9 protein-coding genes are annotated in these 17,331 nt (G+C 70.8%); 3 read left to right on the forward strand and 6 right to left on the reverse strand.

The window, feature by feature from the left end; translation table 11 throughout:
* Positions 1–141: 141 nt before the first annotated feature.
* Both ACRARE_RS04440 and ACRARE_RS04445 read right to left on the reverse strand, forming a co-directional pair.
* Positions 142–1,437: a glycosyltransferase gene (locus ACRARE_RS04440; protein ID WP_432655199.1), complete on the reverse strand. Its 1,296-nt coding sequence runs from the start codon at positions 1,435–1,437 to the stop codon at positions 142–144.
* 22 nt (positions 1,438–1,459) lie between these two features.
* On the reverse strand, positions 1,460–2,380 hold the full coding sequence (locus ACRARE_RS04445; RefSeq protein ID WP_432655200.1) for a glycosyltransferase: 921 nt from the start codon (positions 2,378–2,380) through the stop codon (positions 1,460–1,462).
* A gap of 181 nt (positions 2,381–2,561) precedes the next feature.
* On the opposite strand from ACRARE_RS04445, the gene ACRARE_RS04450 reads away from it, so the two are divergent.
* Both ACRARE_RS04450 and ACRARE_RS04455 read left to right on the forward strand, forming a co-directional pair.
* Positions 2,562–3,863 (forward strand): glycosyltransferase, encoded by a 1,302-nt coding sequence (locus tag ACRARE_RS04450; protein ID WP_432655201.1) that lies wholly within the window; start codon positions 2,562–2,564, stop codon positions 3,861–3,863.
* Entirely contained in the window at positions 3,860–5,218 is a 1,359-nt protein-coding gene (locus ACRARE_RS04455; RefSeq protein WP_432655202.1) for a glycosyltransferase, read from the forward strand. The genes ACRARE_RS04450 and ACRARE_RS04455 overlap by 4 nt, the downstream gene beginning before the upstream one ends.
* Positions 5,219–5,830: 612 nt before the next feature.
* Here ACRARE_RS04455 and ACRARE_RS04460 read toward each other — a convergent pair.
* The gene (locus ACRARE_RS04460; RefSeq protein WP_432655203.1) at positions 5,831–6,706 is read right to left on the reverse strand and encodes a sulfotransferase; all 876 of its coding nucleotides are present in this window, start codon (positions 6,704–6,706) and stop codon (positions 5,831–5,833) included.
* A gap of 115 nt (positions 6,707–6,821) precedes the next feature.
* Positions 6,822–9,437, reverse strand: coding sequence for a calcium-binding protein (locus ACRARE_RS04465; RefSeq protein ID WP_432655204.1), 2,616 nt, complete (start codon positions 9,435–9,437; stop codon positions 6,822–6,824).
* Between the two features lie 280 nt (positions 9,438–9,717).
* Here ACRARE_RS04465 and ACRARE_RS04470 point away from each other — a divergent pair, with 280 nt between their 5' ends.
* A complete protein-coding gene (locus tag ACRARE_RS04470; RefSeq protein ID WP_432655205.1) occupies positions 9,718–12,726 on the forward strand; it encodes a S8 family serine peptidase in 3,009 nt (1,002 codons plus the stop codon).
* Between the two features lie 23 nt (positions 12,727–12,749).
* Here ACRARE_RS04470 and ACRARE_RS04475 read toward each other — a convergent pair whose 3' ends face one another.
* Both ACRARE_RS04475 and ACRARE_RS04480 read right to left on the reverse strand, forming a co-directional pair.
* The gene (locus ACRARE_RS04475) at positions 12,750–15,299 is read right to left on the reverse strand and encodes a chemotaxis protein CheB (RefSeq protein WP_432655206.1); all 2,550 of its coding nucleotides are present in this window, start codon (positions 15,297–15,299) and stop codon (positions 12,750–12,752) included.
* A gap of 64 nt (positions 15,300–15,363) precedes the next feature.
* Complete coding sequence (locus ACRARE_RS04480) at positions 15,364–17,259, reverse strand: putative bifunctional diguanylate cyclase/phosphodiesterase (protein WP_432655207.1); 1,896 nt, start codon at positions 17,257–17,259, stop codon at positions 15,364–15,366.
* Positions 17,260–17,331: the final 72 nt, after the last annotated feature.

Genomic DNA, 17,331 nt, shown 5'->3' on the forward strand with positions numbered 1-17,331 from the left:
GACCCGCCCAGTCTGACCTCCGGCAGCCGGCCCCTTGGGTCTGCCGCCTGACACCGTCTCTTGAAACACACCGCCTGACACCGGAGCAGGCGTGCCCCCCGGCCCGGCCCCTGCCCCGCCCTGGCGCCTCAGCTCTGCCCCTCAGCTGCCGGATTTCGGGGCCGCGTCCTGCGGTGGCTTGCGGCCCAGGGGGAAGGGCAGCACCTGGCCCGGATCCGGTGCCCGGGGCGGCGGCGGGGCCGTGCCGCTGTCGGTGGCGGCGGAGGGCAGAAGTCTCTCCAGAAGCGCCGCCATCTGCCGCGACCATCGGGCAAACCCCGCGTGGTGCCGCCAGGCCGCATGGATCGCCGCCCGCCGCGCGGCGCCCCCGCGCACCTGCCCCTCGGCCAGCTGTACCAGGCGCAGGGCATCCTCGGCAGGGTCTTCGGCGCCAATGGCGCCGGTCAAGAGCGCCGCATGGGGATGGGCCGCCGCCATCGCACGGCATTCCGGCAGGTCCGGCAGCACCAGGGGCAACCCGGCCTCGAAGGCCTCCAGCGCCGCGATCGGCTGGCCCTCATAGCGTGAGGCCAGCAGGAAAACATCCGCCTCCGCATATAGCGGGCGCAGATCCTCGACCGGGCCCAGCATCTCGACCCGCCGCAGCGCGGCATCGCCCAGCACCCGCCGCGCCAGACGGCGAAAGGCGTGACTGTCGGTGCCCTCGCCACAAAAACGGATGCGGTAACTGCCGGGCAAGGCGGCGAAAATCCGCAGAGCGCGCGCCAGGTTCTTCTGCCGCGACAGCCGCCCGGTGACCAGGACCTGGCGCAGGGCCGCGGCCCCCTCTTGCGGCGCCTCCCGTTCTGGCAGGGGCCCGACGGTCGAGCTGTTGGCCAGGCATTCCAGCCGGTGGCGCGCGCAGACCTCGGCCCCGACGGCGGCGCGGAACCCGGCCCGCGCCTCTGGCGACAGGAAGATCAGGCAGCGCGGCGGGCCGTGGCGCAACGCCAGCCGTTCCAGCCACAGCGCGGCGCGGGACAGTGGCGCCGGGTGGCCCACACCGAAGGGCAGCCCGTGATAGGTGATCGCCAGCGCAGGGCGCGGGCCCTCCTCGGCCCCGGGGCGCCACAGCCGCCCCCGCAGGGCCTGCGCCAGCACCAGCAGGTGCAGCAACACCACCGCCATTCGCGCATGGGCCCAGACCAGATCGGGCGCCTCGCGCCGGATCAGCCGGGCCAGCCAGCGCCCGGTGCGGAGCATCTGCCAGGGCCGGGCGCGCGAGGCCAGACCCGCCAGGCAGATATGCCGCACCGCCCCCTGGCGCAGGGCCGCATAGCCGCCGCGATCGCGTTCCGACAGGACGACGAATCGCGCCTGCCCGGCACAGGCCCGCAACAGATGCTCCAGATGGCGCGGCACGCCGGACCGGCCGCCGTCGCCGCCGATCAACAGCACCTTCGGGCGCGCCTCCTGCCCCTCAGACCCGACCAAGAACCGCCGCCCCCCAGAAGCCCAGATTGCCCTGCCAGCTTTGCCGGTAAAGGCCCGCGCGGTGCAGCTGGCGCAGCCGTTCCGGCAGATCGGCGCCCCGCGCCCGGCGCAACTGGCCCAGCACGGCGCGGTTTTCATCCAAGAGCAGATCCTCGCAGCGGCTTAGCGCGGCGATCTGCGCCGTCATCCGCTCGGCATAGACCCCGCGCAGAACCTGCCCCTTGCGCCCAGCCCAGGCCCGCAGCCCGCGCGCCGCGCCGATGGCATTGCCCCCATGCTGACGATAAAGCAGCGCCGGCGCCCGATCCGCCAGGCACAGCGCCCCGGCGCCGGTCAGCAACTGGTAGAGGAACCAGTCGTGCGCATAAATCCCCTCGGCCAGGGGCGCGGCCCGGCGCGCGATCCGCGCCGCCGCCGGGTTCAGCACCAGGGTATTGCCATAGGCCACGTTCTCGACCAGGGCATTGGCGAAGGACGGGCGGCGGCGCAACGGCGCCGAGGGGCGAAAACGCCCCGCTTGCGGAAACCAGTCGATGCGTCGGGCAAAGGTGAAAGCCGGCAGGCTGCCCGGCACGCGGCCCAACAGATCGCGCGCCCGCGCCAGCCGCCCGGGCAGCCAGATGTCATCCTGATCGGCCAGGGCCACGCAGCCAGGCACCTCGGGAAGATCCGCCAACAACGTCAGATAGTTGGCGGCAAATCCGCGCCCCGGCCCGTCGCCCACACGCAGACGGAACCCGCTGCCCTCCAACCCGGCGGCAAAGCGCGCCAGCACCGCGCGGCTGGCGTCGGTCGAGCCGTCGTCGCTGACCCGCAGCTCCCACGTGGGCAAGCCGCTGGCCAGCAGGCTGGTCAACTGCGCCTCCAGATGGCGGGCCCCGTTCAGCAGGCCCATCAGGATCAGCATCCGCCGTTCTCCTTTGGTGGGCCGCGCGTCCGGCGGCCCTCTGGCGCAATCCTGGACCGAGGGGCGTTAACAGGAGGTGTGCAGCCGCCGATCTGCGCCCCGCGGCCGATCCGTCGCCATAAACCGTTCCTTCACGGCCCAGCGCGTATCAGGGGTGGCAAAGCTCCAGAAGGACCGCGATTTGACGACCCTCACCCTGTCCCTGCGCCTCGGGCGCCGCTTTGTGCAGATCCTGTCGGAAGAGGGGCTGCGCAGCGCCTGGCGCCGCAGTCGGCTGTGGCTGCGCCGCGCCCTGCATGACCAGGCGCCCAGCCAGGCCGCCGGGGCCGGGACCGCCCGGCGCGGCCCGGACGAGGTGCAGGCCTTCTGGCATGACAGCGCCACCCGCGGCGCCTTTCGCGTGGCCAGCCCGCCGGTGCTGCGCCAGCGCCGCAAGGTGGCGATGATCGGCGATCTGAACCTGCCGCAATGCCGCAAATACCGGGTCGAACAGCTGGCCGAGATCCTGGCGCTGACCGGGGCCGACTACAGCTATGCCCATTACGAGGACCTGCCGCGCTGCATGGATATCCTGCAAGACGCCACGCATCTGTTCCTTTACCGGCTGCGCAGCCAGCCCGTGGTCACCCGGCATTTGTACGAGGCCCGGCGCCTGCGCCTGCCCATCCTCTATGACATTGACGATCCACTGTTTTCCGTCCCCGCCTATGCGGGCTATCAGAACATGACGGCGCTGCCGCGCGATCTGCAACAGCACTTCCTGGCCGAGGCGCCCTTTATCGCCGAGGTGATGAACCTGGCCGACGCGGTCAGCGTCTCGACCCCCGGCTTGCAGGACCACGCGCGCGATTTCACCCCCCGCCCGGTCTTTCTGCGCCGCAACTTTGCCGACCGCGCCACCCTGGCCGCCCCCCCCCGCAGCGCGCGCGCCCCGGGCGAAGGGGGGCTGCGCCTGTGCTTTGCCAGCGGCTCGCACGGGCACGAGGTGGATTTCGCCACCATCGCGCCGCAGGTGCAGGCGGTCTTGCAGGGCGATCCCACCCGGCGGCTGGTAATCCTGGGCCACTTCGACCGGGCGCATCTGCCGCCCGATCTGCATCCGCAGATCGAACAGCACGCCTTCACCGATTATCACAGTTACCTCAGCCACCTGGCGGGCTGCGACCTGGCGCTGATGCCCCTGGCCGACGACCTGTTCAACCGCTGCAAAAGCGCGGTGCGGGTGATCGACGCGGCCTCGGTCGGCCTGCCCAGCCTGGTGAGCCCGGTGTCGGACATGGCCGCCATGGTGCGCGAGGGCGAGACCGGCCATGTGGTGCCCCAGGGCGGCGACTGGGCCGAGGCGCTGGAAGCGCTGGCCGCCGACCCCGCGCGCCTGGCCCACATGGGCGCACAGGCCCGCGCCGATCTGGAAACCCGCTGGGCCGCGCGGCTGGACGCGCCGGTCACCGACCCCGAGCTGATCCGCTGGGTGATGGCATGAGGGCGCCGCATCTGCTGGTCGGCAATATTTTCTTCGCCCCCCATACCTACGGCGGTGCCACCATCGTGGCCGAGGAGGTGGCGCGGCACCTGGCCCGCGATCACGGCTGGCAGGTCAGCGCCGTCTCTGCCGTCAGCCGCGCCGATCTGCCCCCCTATGCCCTGCGCAAGGTCCAGGCAGGCCCGGTGCCCAACTACCTGATCAACCTGCCCCCCGGGCGCGGCTATGCGGCGCAGTATACCAACCCCCAGGTGACCGAGGTGGTCAGCCGCCTGCTGGACAGCCTGGCGCCGGACCTTCTGCACCTGCACTGCCTGCAAGAGATGGGCAGCGGCCTGATCCATGCCGGGCGCGAGGCGGGGGTGCCGGTGGTGGTTTCGGTGCATGATTTCTGGTGGCTCTGCGAGCGGCAGTTCATGGTCCGCCCCGACGGGCGCTATTGCGGCCAGGCGCCGGTGCGGATCGAGGGCTGCCGGGGCTGCGTGCTGGACCATGACCGCGCGCGCAGCCGCGCCCGCCACCTGGCCCGCGCCCTGGCCGAGGCCGATCTGGTCACCTACCCCTCGGCCTTCGCCCGCGACCTTTCGCGCGCCTCAGGGCTGACGGGGGCCCCGGATGCGATCTGGCAGAACGGGGTGACCCTACCGGGCCCCGGGTTCGCCGCCGCCCAGGCGCGGCGCCGCGCCCGCGATCCGCGGCTGACCTTCGCCTTTTGCGGCGGCCCGTCGCAGCTGAAGGGCTGGCCGCTGATCCGTGACGCCCTGGCCGGGCTGGGGCGCGAGGATTTCCGCCTGATGCTGGTCGATGGCGCGCTGGAGGGCAGCTGGTGGGACGGCGTGGCGCTGGACGCCCTGCCGGGCGCCTGCCAGGTGGTGCCGCGCTACGATCAGGCCGGAATGGATGCCTTCTGGGCCGAGGTCGACGTGCTGCTCTTCCCCTCGCAATGGAAGGAAACCTTCGGCCTGACCCTGCGCGAGGCCCTGGCCCGCGGGGTGCGGGTGATCCAGACCGACAGTGGCGGCACGGTGGAACATGCGGGGCCGGATCGGGGCCGGATGCTGCCCCTCGGCGCCGGGCCCGAGGCGCTGCGGCGCGAGATCCGCCATGCGCTGGACCGGGCCGACCGCCACGGCGCGCCGGTGCCTGTCACGGGCTTTGCCGAACAGGCCCAGGCCTTCGTCGCCCTCACCGCCCCGCTGATCGAACCCCGAGGCGCCTGGCCTCAGCCCCAGCCTGCCCAGCACGACGCCCCCGCCCCGCACATCGCCCCCGCCCCGCAGGACGCCGCCCTGGCGCCCGAGGAGAGCACCGAGGAGGGCGCGCCCGCCGCCGCGCGCCCGGCCCGCCGGGCCTGACCCCGCCCCAGGCAGAGGGCTTGACCCGTAACCGGCGGGGTGCCGCGACGGGCGTTCCACCGGCGCCGACCCTCCCGGCCGCGCCGACGCTTGCCCTCTACGCCGAGCTTAGATGAGGGCGACGCGCTCCAGCTCCCGCCGCCTGCCCCCTACCGGGCCCTCCGCCCCCAGGCCGCAAGGCGAGCCGATGTCGGGAAAGAGCCTCGCCGCCCGCAACAAAGGGCCCCCGCACGACGCCCCCGCCCCGCGCGACGCCCCCGACGCGCCCGAGGAGGGCACCGAAGCAGGCGCGCCCGGCCCGAAGGGCCTGGCCCAGTCCTGCCGGGACGCCACCACGCACGTCCGCTCAGGCCGACGTGCAAGCCTCCCCTCTGCCTGCCCTCTCCCCCTGTCCGTAGCCGGACAACGCGACCCGGCAGCTTCTAACAGCCCCACGACCCACCGGATCATCCGCCCCCATGCCGAACAGCGCACCGCTTGCGGGCGCCTGCCTCGCCATTTCGCAAGAAAGGACCCGCCCCGTGCGACGCCCCCGGCGCGTCCAAGGAGGGCACCGAGGAGGCGCGCCCGTCGCCACGCGCGCAAACTAGGGCTGGCTCCGCTCCGGGGAGGCTACAGCCCCCAGCTGTCGGGCAGGGTCAGCCCCGCGGCGCGCAGCTCGGCGGCGATGCGGGTCACGTCCTCGGCCACCAGATCGCGGAAGAAATCGGGCATCGGCAGCGCGGCCGAGGCGTTCACCTGCCGCGCGATCAGCGCCTCGGGGTAGTCCATGGGGGCAAGGCCCAGGAAATCCTCGATCCGGCGCAGACAGGCGCGCGGCGCGGCGCGCATCTCTTCGTAGAAAAGCGGCATCAGACTGTCTTCGGGCAGGCCCGCCCGCATCCGTCGCAGCGCCGCGCCGTATTCCGCGTTGGACCAGATGAAATCCTGCCGCAGAAAGCGGTTCAGCTGCGCGGGCGACCACTGCCCCAGCTGATCCAGCTGGCCGGTCACCTGAAGGTGGAATTTCACATGGCTCCACAGCCGTTTGACCGGGTCGCGCAGGGTGTAGATCACCCGCAGCCGGTCGCAATCGGCGCGGATGCGCGGCCAGGCCTCGGCGGGCAGGTGCGCATAGAGGTTGGAGAAATCGCAGGCCCAGGTCTCGCCCCGTGGTCGGGTGAAAAGGCCGCGATACCACAGGTCATCCACGGGGCGCGACAGATAGGCCGCGACCCAGTGCAGGTTCAGCCGCACCCGGTCGGGATTGGCACGCTCGGGGTCGAACCGATCCAGATAGCGCTCTTTCGCCAGGCGCAGGCGGTTGCGGTCGGACAGCTGGCGGCTGTCCACATAGCGGTGGTAGAAATAATGCAGCTCTTTCTCGGGGGTGAAATGCAGATCCGGGTGCTGTTCCAGCACGGAAAACAGCCAGGTCGTCCCCGCCTTCATCGCCCCGGCGCTGAGGAACAGATCCCCGAAAAGGGCCGGACGGTCCGTTGCGCCCATGTCATGACCTCCTGATCGTCAGATCAGGCTGGTCTAGGGGCGAAACCTGTAGATTCGTTTACCAGGATCCCGGCCTCTGACTTGGCCCCTCTGACCCTGCCACCGCCCGGGCCGGTCAGAACAGGAAGTCATTGGCGTCGAGATCCGACAGGGACACGCCCTGCAACAGGATCTGGTCGCCATTGGCCCCGGCGATCAGAACGGCGCCGCCCACGTCGAAGGCGTGGTTCTGGATCAAGTCATCAAAGTCTGTAATGGCGGAAACCCCTGACAGGTCGATCTTTTCAAGATCGTTCGTCGCGTCGAAATCGCTGATCGTGTCATCGCCGAAGCCATCGGCGAAGACGAAGATATCGGCGTTGAAATTCCCCGACAGGCGGTCGTCGCCCGCGCCCCCGTCGATCCGGTCAAAGCCCGAGCCGCCCGCCAGCTCATCATCGCCCGAGCCGCCGTAAAGCGTGTCATCCCCCGCGCCGGCCCAGATGCGATCGCCGCCGGTGCCGCTATAAAGCAGGTCGTTGCCCTGTTCACCGAAAAGCGCATCCGGCCCCTCGCCGCCATAGGCCACATCGTCGCCCGCCCCGGTGAACAGCCGGTCGAAGCCCTGATCGCCGTGCAGCTCGTCATTGCCGACCCCGCCGTAGAGGTTGTCGGCCTGGTTGCCACCGTAAAGGACATCGTCGCCGGATCCCCCTTCGAGGTAGTCGAAGCCGCCATCGCCAAACAGCAGATCCTCCCCCGCGTCGCCATAAAGGCGGTCTTCGTGGATGCCGCCGCGCAGCAGGTCGTCATCAGCGCCGCCGTACAGCCGGTCGTTCTGGTCGCCCCCCAGCAGACGGTCGGTGCCCGCCCCGCCATAAAGGTTGTCCTGCCCGGTCTCGCCCAGCATCCGGTCGTCGCCATCTTCGCCATAAAGACGGTCGGCCTGGCCGCCGCCGTTCATGAAATCGCCGCCATCGCCGCCATAAAGGGTGTCGAAGCCCGCGTCGCCGGTCAGAATATCCATCCCCGCGCCGCCCTCGGCCAGGTCGTTGCCGTTGCCCGCGTGGATCCGGTCGTCGCCCTCATCGCCATAGACCTTGTCGTCGCCATCGCCGCCATACAGGCGGTCGGCGGCGGCCAGCCCGCGGATCGTGTCGTCGGCCCCCGCCCCCTCCAGCACATCCGCCGCGGCCGAGCCTTGCAGGAAGCGGCCCACCTCGCCCGGCACATAGGTTTCCAGCGACAGCCGCGACAGCAGGTACAGGGTGTCGGCGCCGAAATCGGAGGAGGACAGCGGCTTGCCATCGGCGCTGTGCACCTCGATCACCTCGTCGCCGATGTGGAACTCGCCCCCCCAGTCGCGGCTGATGAACATCAGGCGCGAGGGGTCGCTGTGATGGGTGATCCGGCTGAGGTCCAGCCGGTCGGTGCCGCGTTCGAAATCGGCGATCACATCAACCTCGCCGTCCAGCGACAGGGCGAAGACATCGGCGCCTGCGTCCCCCTGAAGGGTGTCGCGCCCGGCGCCGTCGACCAGGATGTCGTCGCCGGCTCCGCCGCGCAGCAGGTCGTGGCCCGCCCCGCCGGTCAGCGCATCATCCAGCGCGCCCCCCTGCAACGTGTCGTTGCCCGCGCCCCCGGCCAGCGCCTCGCCCGCGCTGGACAGGTCGACCTCGGTCCGGGTGATGCCCGCCTTGCCCTCGCCCGCGGCAAAGATGGTCAGCACGTCCCCTGACACGGCGGTGGCGATGGCGCCGACATTGGCCAGGCTTAGGGTGGTGCGATCCTCGATGGTGCAATGGTGGAACAGCTCGCCATTGGGCAGAAGTTCGAACAGGGTCAGCCCGTCATCGGCGCCGCCGACCAGCACATAGGCGCGCCCGCCCACCTCGACCGTCTCCAGGGTGGTAACGTTCTGAAACCGGGTCGACAGGTCGTCGATCACATGATCCGTGGGGGTGACGCTGCCATCGGCCCCCAGGCGCATCACGGTCAGCGAGTTCGACCCCGCCGAGGCCAGCACCAGCCAGCTTTCGCCGCCCACCGTCAGATCGGCCACCGCCGTGGGCGCGTCGATCCACACGCCGTTCTCGGCGCCGATATCGGCGGTGCGGGTCAGCCCGCCGTCGGGCTCGACCCGATAAACGCTCAGGACGTCGCCGGTGGCATAGGTGGCAACGACAAAATCGTTCCCCCCGGCCGAGGTCAGCAACAGGTCGCTTTCGGCGTGCCCCACCCCGGCGCCGCTGCGCGCCAGTTCGGTCACCGTGGCATGGCCGGTGGTCAGGTCCAGCCGCACCAGCCCGCCCCCCGACAGCGCCCCATAGCCCCAGGAGCCACCCGCGCCATCGCCGCGCACTTCCAACTCGGTCAGCCGACCGAGCGAGAACCCGTCGCCCTCGATATCCGTTCCCCAGGTCAGCTTGCCGCTTTCCTGGCGCTGCCAGGTCTCGATCGCGCTGCCCGTCAGGCCGATCACCCCGGCCAGGGTCTTGCCGCCAACCTCGATCATCTCCAGTTCCGGCAGGGTCAATTGCAGACGATTTTCCGCGATTTCGTCGGTTTCCAGCAGCGTGGCGCCGCTGCCCGTCAGGCTGTAGCTGGCGATGCCGCCCCCCGCCCGGGTCAGGGAATAGAGCATGGTGCCCTCGCTGGTCTCATCGACCACCAGATCGGTGATGCCCCAGTCGAACTTCGCCCCGGCACCGGACAGCAAGATGCTGTTTTGAAACTGCAATTGGCCCATCATTCACCCCATCCGGGCGGCGACCCAACGGCCTGCCCGCCGCGATCACACACAGGATCCCACACAGGGATCTGTCTGCCCGGGGAATGCGCCCGGCAGCGCAGCGCAGAGGCGGCGAAATCTGGGCGCTTGGGCCGAGTTCGGCTCAAATTCCGCAGAAAGTTCCGGAAACCTTAACCAAGCGCCTAAAGGGCCAGCTATCGGGCGCGGCGGGATTAACCACCCCGTTTACCGGCCTGCGCCTATCCCCAAGAGCACCCTGACCCGGACATCGGAGAATCCCATGCCCCTGCTTGCCCCGCAGATCCAGCCGCACCCCCTGCCCCCCCACGCCCCGCGCGATACCGGCCCCGACAATATCGGCCTGGACGGAGAGCGCCCGACGACCTCGGAAGATCCGCTGATCCCACCCGCGCCGATGCCCGACGGGTCCAACCCGCTTTACGGCTCGCAATGGCATTTCCGCCAGATCGGCGACATCGAGGACGTCTGGGAGGATTATACCGGCCGGGGTGTCACCGTGGCGGTCTATGACGACGGGGTCGAGGCCGGGCACCCGGACCTGGCGGCGAATTACGACGCCGGGGCGGAACTGTCGCTGGTCGATGCCACCCCCAACAGCAGCAGCGACGGCCACGGCACGGCGGTGGCCGGGCTGATCGGCGCGGCGGACAATGGCGTCGGCGGCGTGGGCGTGGCCTATGGCGCCACCCTGGTGGGGGTCGACTACCTGAACGACGCGTTCGACCTGAGCTACACCAACTACCTGGCGGTGCTGGAACAGGCGGCGCGCTATGACGTGATCAACAATTCCTGGGGCAGCGTGCCCAGCTATCAGGAATATACCGACATCGGCGAACCCAGCCAGCAGGCGGGTCGCGAACGCGCCGCCATCGAAACCGCCGTCGCCCAGGGGCGCGACGGGCTGGGCACCATCTTTCTCAAGGCGGCGGGGAACTATGCCAATGATTCCGGCGGCGTGCCCCAGGGGATGCTGGGCAATGCCGCGGGCGACGGGCTGAACAACCTGCATGAGATCATCACCGTGGCCGCCACCACCTCCTCTGGCTATGTCACCTCCTATTCCAACTGGGGGCACAGCCTGCTGATCGCGGCGCCCGCGGCGGCGGTGACCACCGACCGCAGCGGCGGCGCGGGCTACAGCAGCGGCTCCTACACCACCAGTTTCGGCGGCACCTCGGCGGCGACGCCGGTCACCGCCGGGGTCACCGCCCTGATGCTCGAGGCCAACCCGGATCTGCACTGGCGCGACGTGCAGAACATCCTGGCGGCCTCGGCGGCGCAGACCGGCTCGACCTATGGCGCCAATGCCAGCGGCTACGAGCGGGACGCCTGGGGCGCCAATGGCGCCAGCACCTGGAACGGCGGCGGCATGAGCTATGCCAGCAGCTACGGCTACGGCATGGTCGATGCCCACGCCGCCGTGCGCATGGCCGAGGTCTGGAGCCGGATGCAGCCCGACACCGCCGACACGCTGACCGCGCGCACGGTGCAAAGCAGCGGCAGCCAGGCGATCACCGATCATGCCACCACCTCGGTGGCGCTGAACACCGGGGCCGCGACGATGGTGATCGACCATGCCTATGTCACCATCGACTACGATCACGACTGGGAAAGCGACCTGGTCTTCACCCTGGTTTCGCCCGACGGCTACCGCGTGCCGCTGCGGGTGAACGAGGGCGGCGGCAGCCACACGGGCGACTGGACCTTCGGCGTCAGTTCGCTGCGCGGCATGACCGATGGCGGCACCTGGACGCTGGAGGTGCGCGATACGGAAACCAATGACCAGGGCCGGGTGAACAACGTGCGGATCGAGTTCGAGGGCCAGCGCCTGGACAGCGACGACATCTACACCTTCACCGACGATTTCCGCGAGCTGGAGGATGAAGAGGCCGCCCGCGGCCAGGTCAGCGACGGCAACGGCGGCACCGACTGGATCAACGCCGCCGCCGTCACCGGCCACGCCCAGATCAGCCTGCAAGACAACAGCGCCACCCTGCGGGTGAACGGCACCCTGTGGACCGAGTTCGACGGCCAGATCGAACATATCGCCGCAGGCGACGGCAACGACACCCTGGCGGGCAACGGGGCCGACAACCTGATCCTGGCCGGACGCGGCAACGACAACCTGCAAGGCGGCAGCGGCGATGACACGCTGGAAGGCGGCGCGGGCGAGGATGACCTGCTGGGCGATGCCGGGCGCGATCTGCTGCGTGGCGGCACCTGGGACGACATGCTGTCCGGCGGCAGCCAGCAGGATACGCTGTATGCCGGGTCGGGCGACGATACGCTTTATGGCGGATCGGGCGAAGACACCCTCAGCGGCAGTTACGGCGACGACCTGGCCCATGGCGACGCGGGCAACGACCTGATCACCACCGACGCGGGATTCGACACGATCTATGGCGGCGAGGGCCAGGATCTGCTGAACGGCGGCAGCAATGCCGACGAGCTGCACGGCGACGCGGGCCACGACACGCTGATCGGCGAGCTGGGCAGCGACAACCTTTATGGCGGCGAGGGCAACGACTCTCTCTATGCCAACGGCGGCAATGACTATGTCTATGGCGGCACGGGGGCCGACACCCTGCGCGCCGGCACCCAGGAAGACCGTCTGTACGGCGGATCAGAGCGTGACGTTCTGTATGGCGAAGGCGGTTTCGACCGGCTCGAGGGGGGCAGCGGCGACGACTGGCTGTACGGCGGGCGCCAGGCCGACAACCTCTTTGGCGACAGCGGCAACGACATGCTGGACGGCGGCGAGGGGCTGGACCGGCTCTTTGGCGGGGCCGGCAGCGACCGCCTGCTCGGCCGGGACGGCAACGACGGTCTGTTCGGCGGATCCGGCGATGACGCCCTGTCCGGTCATTCCGAGAATGACCGGCTGTTCGGCGGCCTCGGCAATGACGGTCTGAACGGAGATTCGGGCAATGACACGCTTTATGGCAATGCGGGGTTCGACAGCCTGACCGGCGGGGCGGGCGATGATCTGCTCTATGGCGGGTTCAACGCGGATCTGTTCCGGTTCAGAACCCTGGACGGGCAGGACACGATTGGCGATTTCGATGCGCTGAACGATTTCGAGAAGATCAACTTCGACCCGCGCGTCTCGCAGATCAGCGACTACAACGACCTGATGACCAACCATGTGCAGGACCTGGGCGGGTCTGTCCTGATCTCGGACGGGCTGGGCAATTCGGTGCTGCTGGCCGGGGTGCAATTTGCCGATCTGGACGCGGCGGATTTCTCTTTCGACCTGATGACCTACTAGGCGCGGCGGCCGGGGCCGGGGGATCAGGCCCCGGGCCCCGGCGCGCCCGGGCCGATGCCGGCGAAGGTCAGCACCAGGGCCACCGCCTCGGCGTCCGGGGGGGCGCCCTGCCCGGCCTCGGGGCCGATCAACTGGCCGCGCAGCTCTGTCAGATCGCCCCCGCCCGGCGGCGGCAGCGGGGTCGCGCCCGGGCCGCGTGACACCGCGCCCAGGCTGCGCAGGGGACGGCCCTGGCGCAGTACAGCGCGGGCCAGATCCTCGACCGGGGCGCCGTCCAGACAAAGGCCCAGATCGGCCAGCGCGCAGCCCAGGACGCGATCCGACAGCCCGAAGCGTCGGCGCATCAGGGCGCTGATGCGCAACACGCGCAGCCCGGCATCCAGCACCAGCGCCCCGGTCAGCATGAACTCGAGGATCCTCTCCATATCCTCGTCCAACCCCGCCAGCAGCGCGAGCTTGTCGGCGGATTGGGCCGCCACCGGCATCATCTGAAGGGGCTTTGTCCGGCCCTCCGGGCTGCTCCCCTCGGGCGGGGGCGGCGAGGCCGGGGCCAGGGGGGCCAGGCTTGGCGGCGCATTGGCGGGCGCCGGGTCGATGCCGCGCACCTCCAACCGGCCCAGGACCAGGCCCAGCGTGTCCTTGCTGAGCGCCAGCATCCCGTCGCCCCCCCGGGCCGCGGGGGTGGCAGAGGCCACCGGGGCCGGGGCGCGGCCTGCCACCTCCGGCTTCGCCGTCTGCCCCCCCTGCCGCGCGCCGACCGCGACCAGGATCAGCGCCTGATCGGGCGATCCGGTCGCCAGCCATTCCAGCCGCAGCGACACCTTGCCCACCTCCAGCACCAGGCGCAGGTCCTGCGCCCCCAGGCCCTGCCCCTCTTGCCGCATCTGCGCGATCCCCTCGCGCAGGTGGCGCGCCAGATCGGCGGGCAGGACCTGTTCCAGCGGCCGCCCCCGCGCCCGGTCCCCGGCGCGCACCAGCGCCGCGGCCTCGCCGTACCAGGCCAGCACATCGCCATTGCTGCGCAACAGCAGGGCCGAGGGCGCATAGCGGCGCATCAGCGCCTCGTAAGAGCGGATCAGCCGCGCGCCCACGCTGTCTTCGCCCGCCCCGGCCCCCGGGCCAGGCGTCAGCGCCGCCGCGGCGGGGGGCACGCGATAAAGGCTCAACCCCGGACGAATCGGATGCAGGCCCGGCGCCCGGTCCGCCCCGCCCGCTTCGCCCGTCCCCAGCATCAGCGCGCCGCCGGGCCGCAGCCCGTAAAGGAACATCGACAGCACCCGCGCCTGCGCCGCCGGACGCAGCCCGCCCAGCAGGTGGCGGCAGGAAATCAGGTCGAGGTTTAGATAGGGCGGATCGCGCAGCACATCGTGACCGGCGAAGATCAGCGACTGGCGCAGCCCCGGCGCGATCAGGAACTGCCCCGCCTCGGCGCGCAGGTAGCGCTGGCGCAGGCGCTGCGGCAGGCCCTGCACCTCGGAGGCGGCGAAAAGACCGGCCGAAGCGCGCTCGATCGCGGCGGGCTGCACATCGGTGGCGATCACCCGGAACTTGCGCCGCAGCCCGGCCCGGCGCAGCGCCTCGGACAGTTCCATGGCGATGCGATAGGCCTCGGCCCCGCTGCCGCAACCGGGCACCCAGACCCGCAGGGTGGCCCGGGGGCCGCGCCGCGCCACCAGCGGATCCAGCACCGCCCGGCGCAGCACCCGCAAGACCGGCGGCGCAATGGCAAAGCCCTCGGCCGGCTGGGCCATAAGCTCTGCCAGCAGGGCATCCTGTGCCTCGGGATCGGCGCCAAGCGCCGCCTGCCAGGCCTCGGCATCGCCGTGCCCCTGGCGCTGACCGGCCTGCGCCAGGGCGCTGCGCAGGGGGGAAAGCCGGTAGGCGGCCAGGTCGATCCCGGCACGGCGCTCCAGCAGATCCAGCAGCGCCCCGGCCCCGACGGGCGGCGCGGCGTCCGCCCCGTCAGTTGCCCCGGGACCACCCTGCAAGGCGGCGCCGAGGGCGCCAGGCAGGGCGGCCACCGGCAGCGCCGCATCGGCGGCCCCGGCCTCTAGCACGGCGCGAGGCATCGCCGCGAAGAGCGCCTCTTGGGGATCCTGCACCAGCACCGGGCGCCCGGCGGCCCGCAAGGCCCGCGCCCCGCGCAGCCCATCCCGGCCACTGCCCGACAGGATCACCGCCGCGGCAGGTCCGGCGCCGGGGCGCGCCAGGCTGGTCAGGAAGGTGTCGATCAGGGGAAAGCCCGCCGCCTGATCGGCCCCCAGGGCGGTCAGGCGAAACAGGCCGTCGCGCCATTCTGCGCGGGTCTCGGGGGGGACGATCAGGATCGTATCGGCCAGGGGGGCCATGCCATCGGCCATCAGGCGCACCGGCATGTCGCTGCGTCGCGCCAGGGCCTGACGCATCGCGCCGCCGTCGCGGTCAGCCCGCTGCGCCAGCACAACGCAGCACCACCCCGCATCTGTCGGCGCCGCTTCGACGAAGCGTTCAACAGGGTCGACCCCACCCGCCGAGGCGCCGATCGCGATCACCGGGACAGGCCCGCGCCGCTTCTGGCCGTCCACACAGTCCATCACAGGGATACCAATGCCACCTTTACCGCCCCAGCTTGGCCCGGCGGCGGAAGAAATGCAACCTTTACGGGTGCTTCCCGGTGCGCTCGGTCGCCAGATCCGCCGCTGCGCCCGCCGCATCGCCGCCCCCGGCACATGCCCCGCCGATCAGCCCCTGCGGCCCCACCGGGCGCCCCAGGCCAAAGCCCTGCCCCAGGTCGCAGCCCATCTCGCGCAAGAGCGCCGCCTGGGCCGCCGTCTCGACCCCCTCGGCCACCACCCGGAAGCCCAGATCCTGCGACAGTTGCAGGATCGAGGCGACGATGGCCCGGTCCCGGCGCGAGGTGCAGATCCCGTCCACGAAGCTGCGGTCGATCTTCAGCATGTCCACCGGCCAGCTGCGCAGATGTTTCAACGCCCCATAGCCGGTGCCGAAATCGTCCAGCGCGATCTCGACGCCGCGGCGGCGCAGCTCGCTGAGGGTGCGGAAGATCTGGCCGTTCTCGTCATCCATGACCACGGTTTCCTGCACCTCGGCCACCAGTTCCCCCCAGGCGATACCGTTTTCGGCCAGCATCAGTTGCAGGTCGAAGACGAACTCGCGGTCCATCAGGTCGAAATAGGTCAGGTTCAGCGACAGTTTCGCCCCCTCGGGCAAGCCGTCGCGGGCCCGGGCAAAGACCGCCAGCGAGGAGCGCGCCATGTGGCGGGTCAGATGCGAGGCGAACTCGTGATCGGTGAAGATCGACGAGAAGGTCTCGGGCGCCATCAGCCCGTGGCGGGGGTTGTTCCAGCGGCACAGCACCTCGAAGATCTGCGGCTGACCGGTTTCCAGATCCACCATCGGCTGGAAATAGGGCACCACCTGGCCGCTGCTGCAGGCATCGCGGAAATTCTTCGCCAGCTCGGTATAGTCGAACCGCTCGCCCACCTCGGTGTCATAGAGGGTCGCGCCGCCGCGCCCCTGGGATTTCGAGGCGTAAAGCGCCAGATCGGCCCGACTGTATAGGCGGCCGTATTCCCCCGCGTCATGGGGAAAATGGGCCGCACCGATGCTGACCCGGCCCAGCCCGGGCTTGTCCAGCGGCGCGGTGGCGCGCAGGATCCGGCTGGTGAACCCGCTCAGGATCTCTTGCTGGCCCGCCCTGTCCAGCGGCGCGGGCAGCGGCAGCATCACCCCGAACTCATCCCCGCCCAGCCGACCGACCACCGCCCCCTCGGGCGCCCCGTCGCGCACCGCGCCGGCGACGGTCTTCAGGCAGAGATCACCGAACTGATGGCCGTACAGATCGTTGATCGCCTTGAAGTGATCCATGTCGAGCAGCACCAGCAGCGCGGGCCGCGTGCTGTCGCGCAACAGGGCGCGGCTGCGCGTCTCGAAGGCGGCGATATTGGCCAGCCCGGTCAGCGGGTCGCGTTCGCTGATCCGGCGCAGGGTCTCCATCTCGGTGCGGCAGGCCACCAGGCCCTGGCGCACCTCTAACTGGCGCAGGCGGCCGTTCAGCAGCGTCTCGGCGGTGGCCGCCAGCAGGTCGAGGCCCTGGCCGGTCCGGTCTTCATCGGCCACGTTCACCCCCGCGCCGGTGGTGGCCGGCAGCGACAGCGCCAGCACCCCGACGCAAGCGCCGTTGGACAGGAACAGCGCCCGAGCCAACCCGCTGCTGCCCGGCCCGATCCGGCGGTCGGTGACCAGCGGGGCACAGCTTTGCGGCTGCGTCCGTGCCCCCGGGGGGGCGGAGAAACCGGCCAGCACATCGGCGGCCAGCGGCATCAGCGCCGCCACCCCCTCTTCGGGGCCGATCAGGCAATCGGTCAGGTCCAGCTGCCGCGCCCAGTCGGGCGCCAGGCACAGCGCCACGGCGCTGGCCTCGGTCAGCTGTTCCGCCAGAAGCGCCAGATCGCGCAGGGCGCGCGCGGTCGCCCGGGCGCCGCCCCCGACCGGGTCGGCCCCCGGATCGGACAGAAGCGCCCGCCAGGGCATCAGCGCCCCGGGCCTAAGGCCCCCGGACGGGCGTCGGGGGTTTGAGAAACACGCGGCCTCGGGATCGAAGAT

Origin of the sequence: Pseudooceanicola aquaeponti (assembly GCF_050897975.1) — a bacterium.
Taxonomy (GTDB): Bacteria; Pseudomonadota; Alphaproteobacteria; order Rhodobacterales; family Rhodobacteraceae; genus Pseudooceanicola.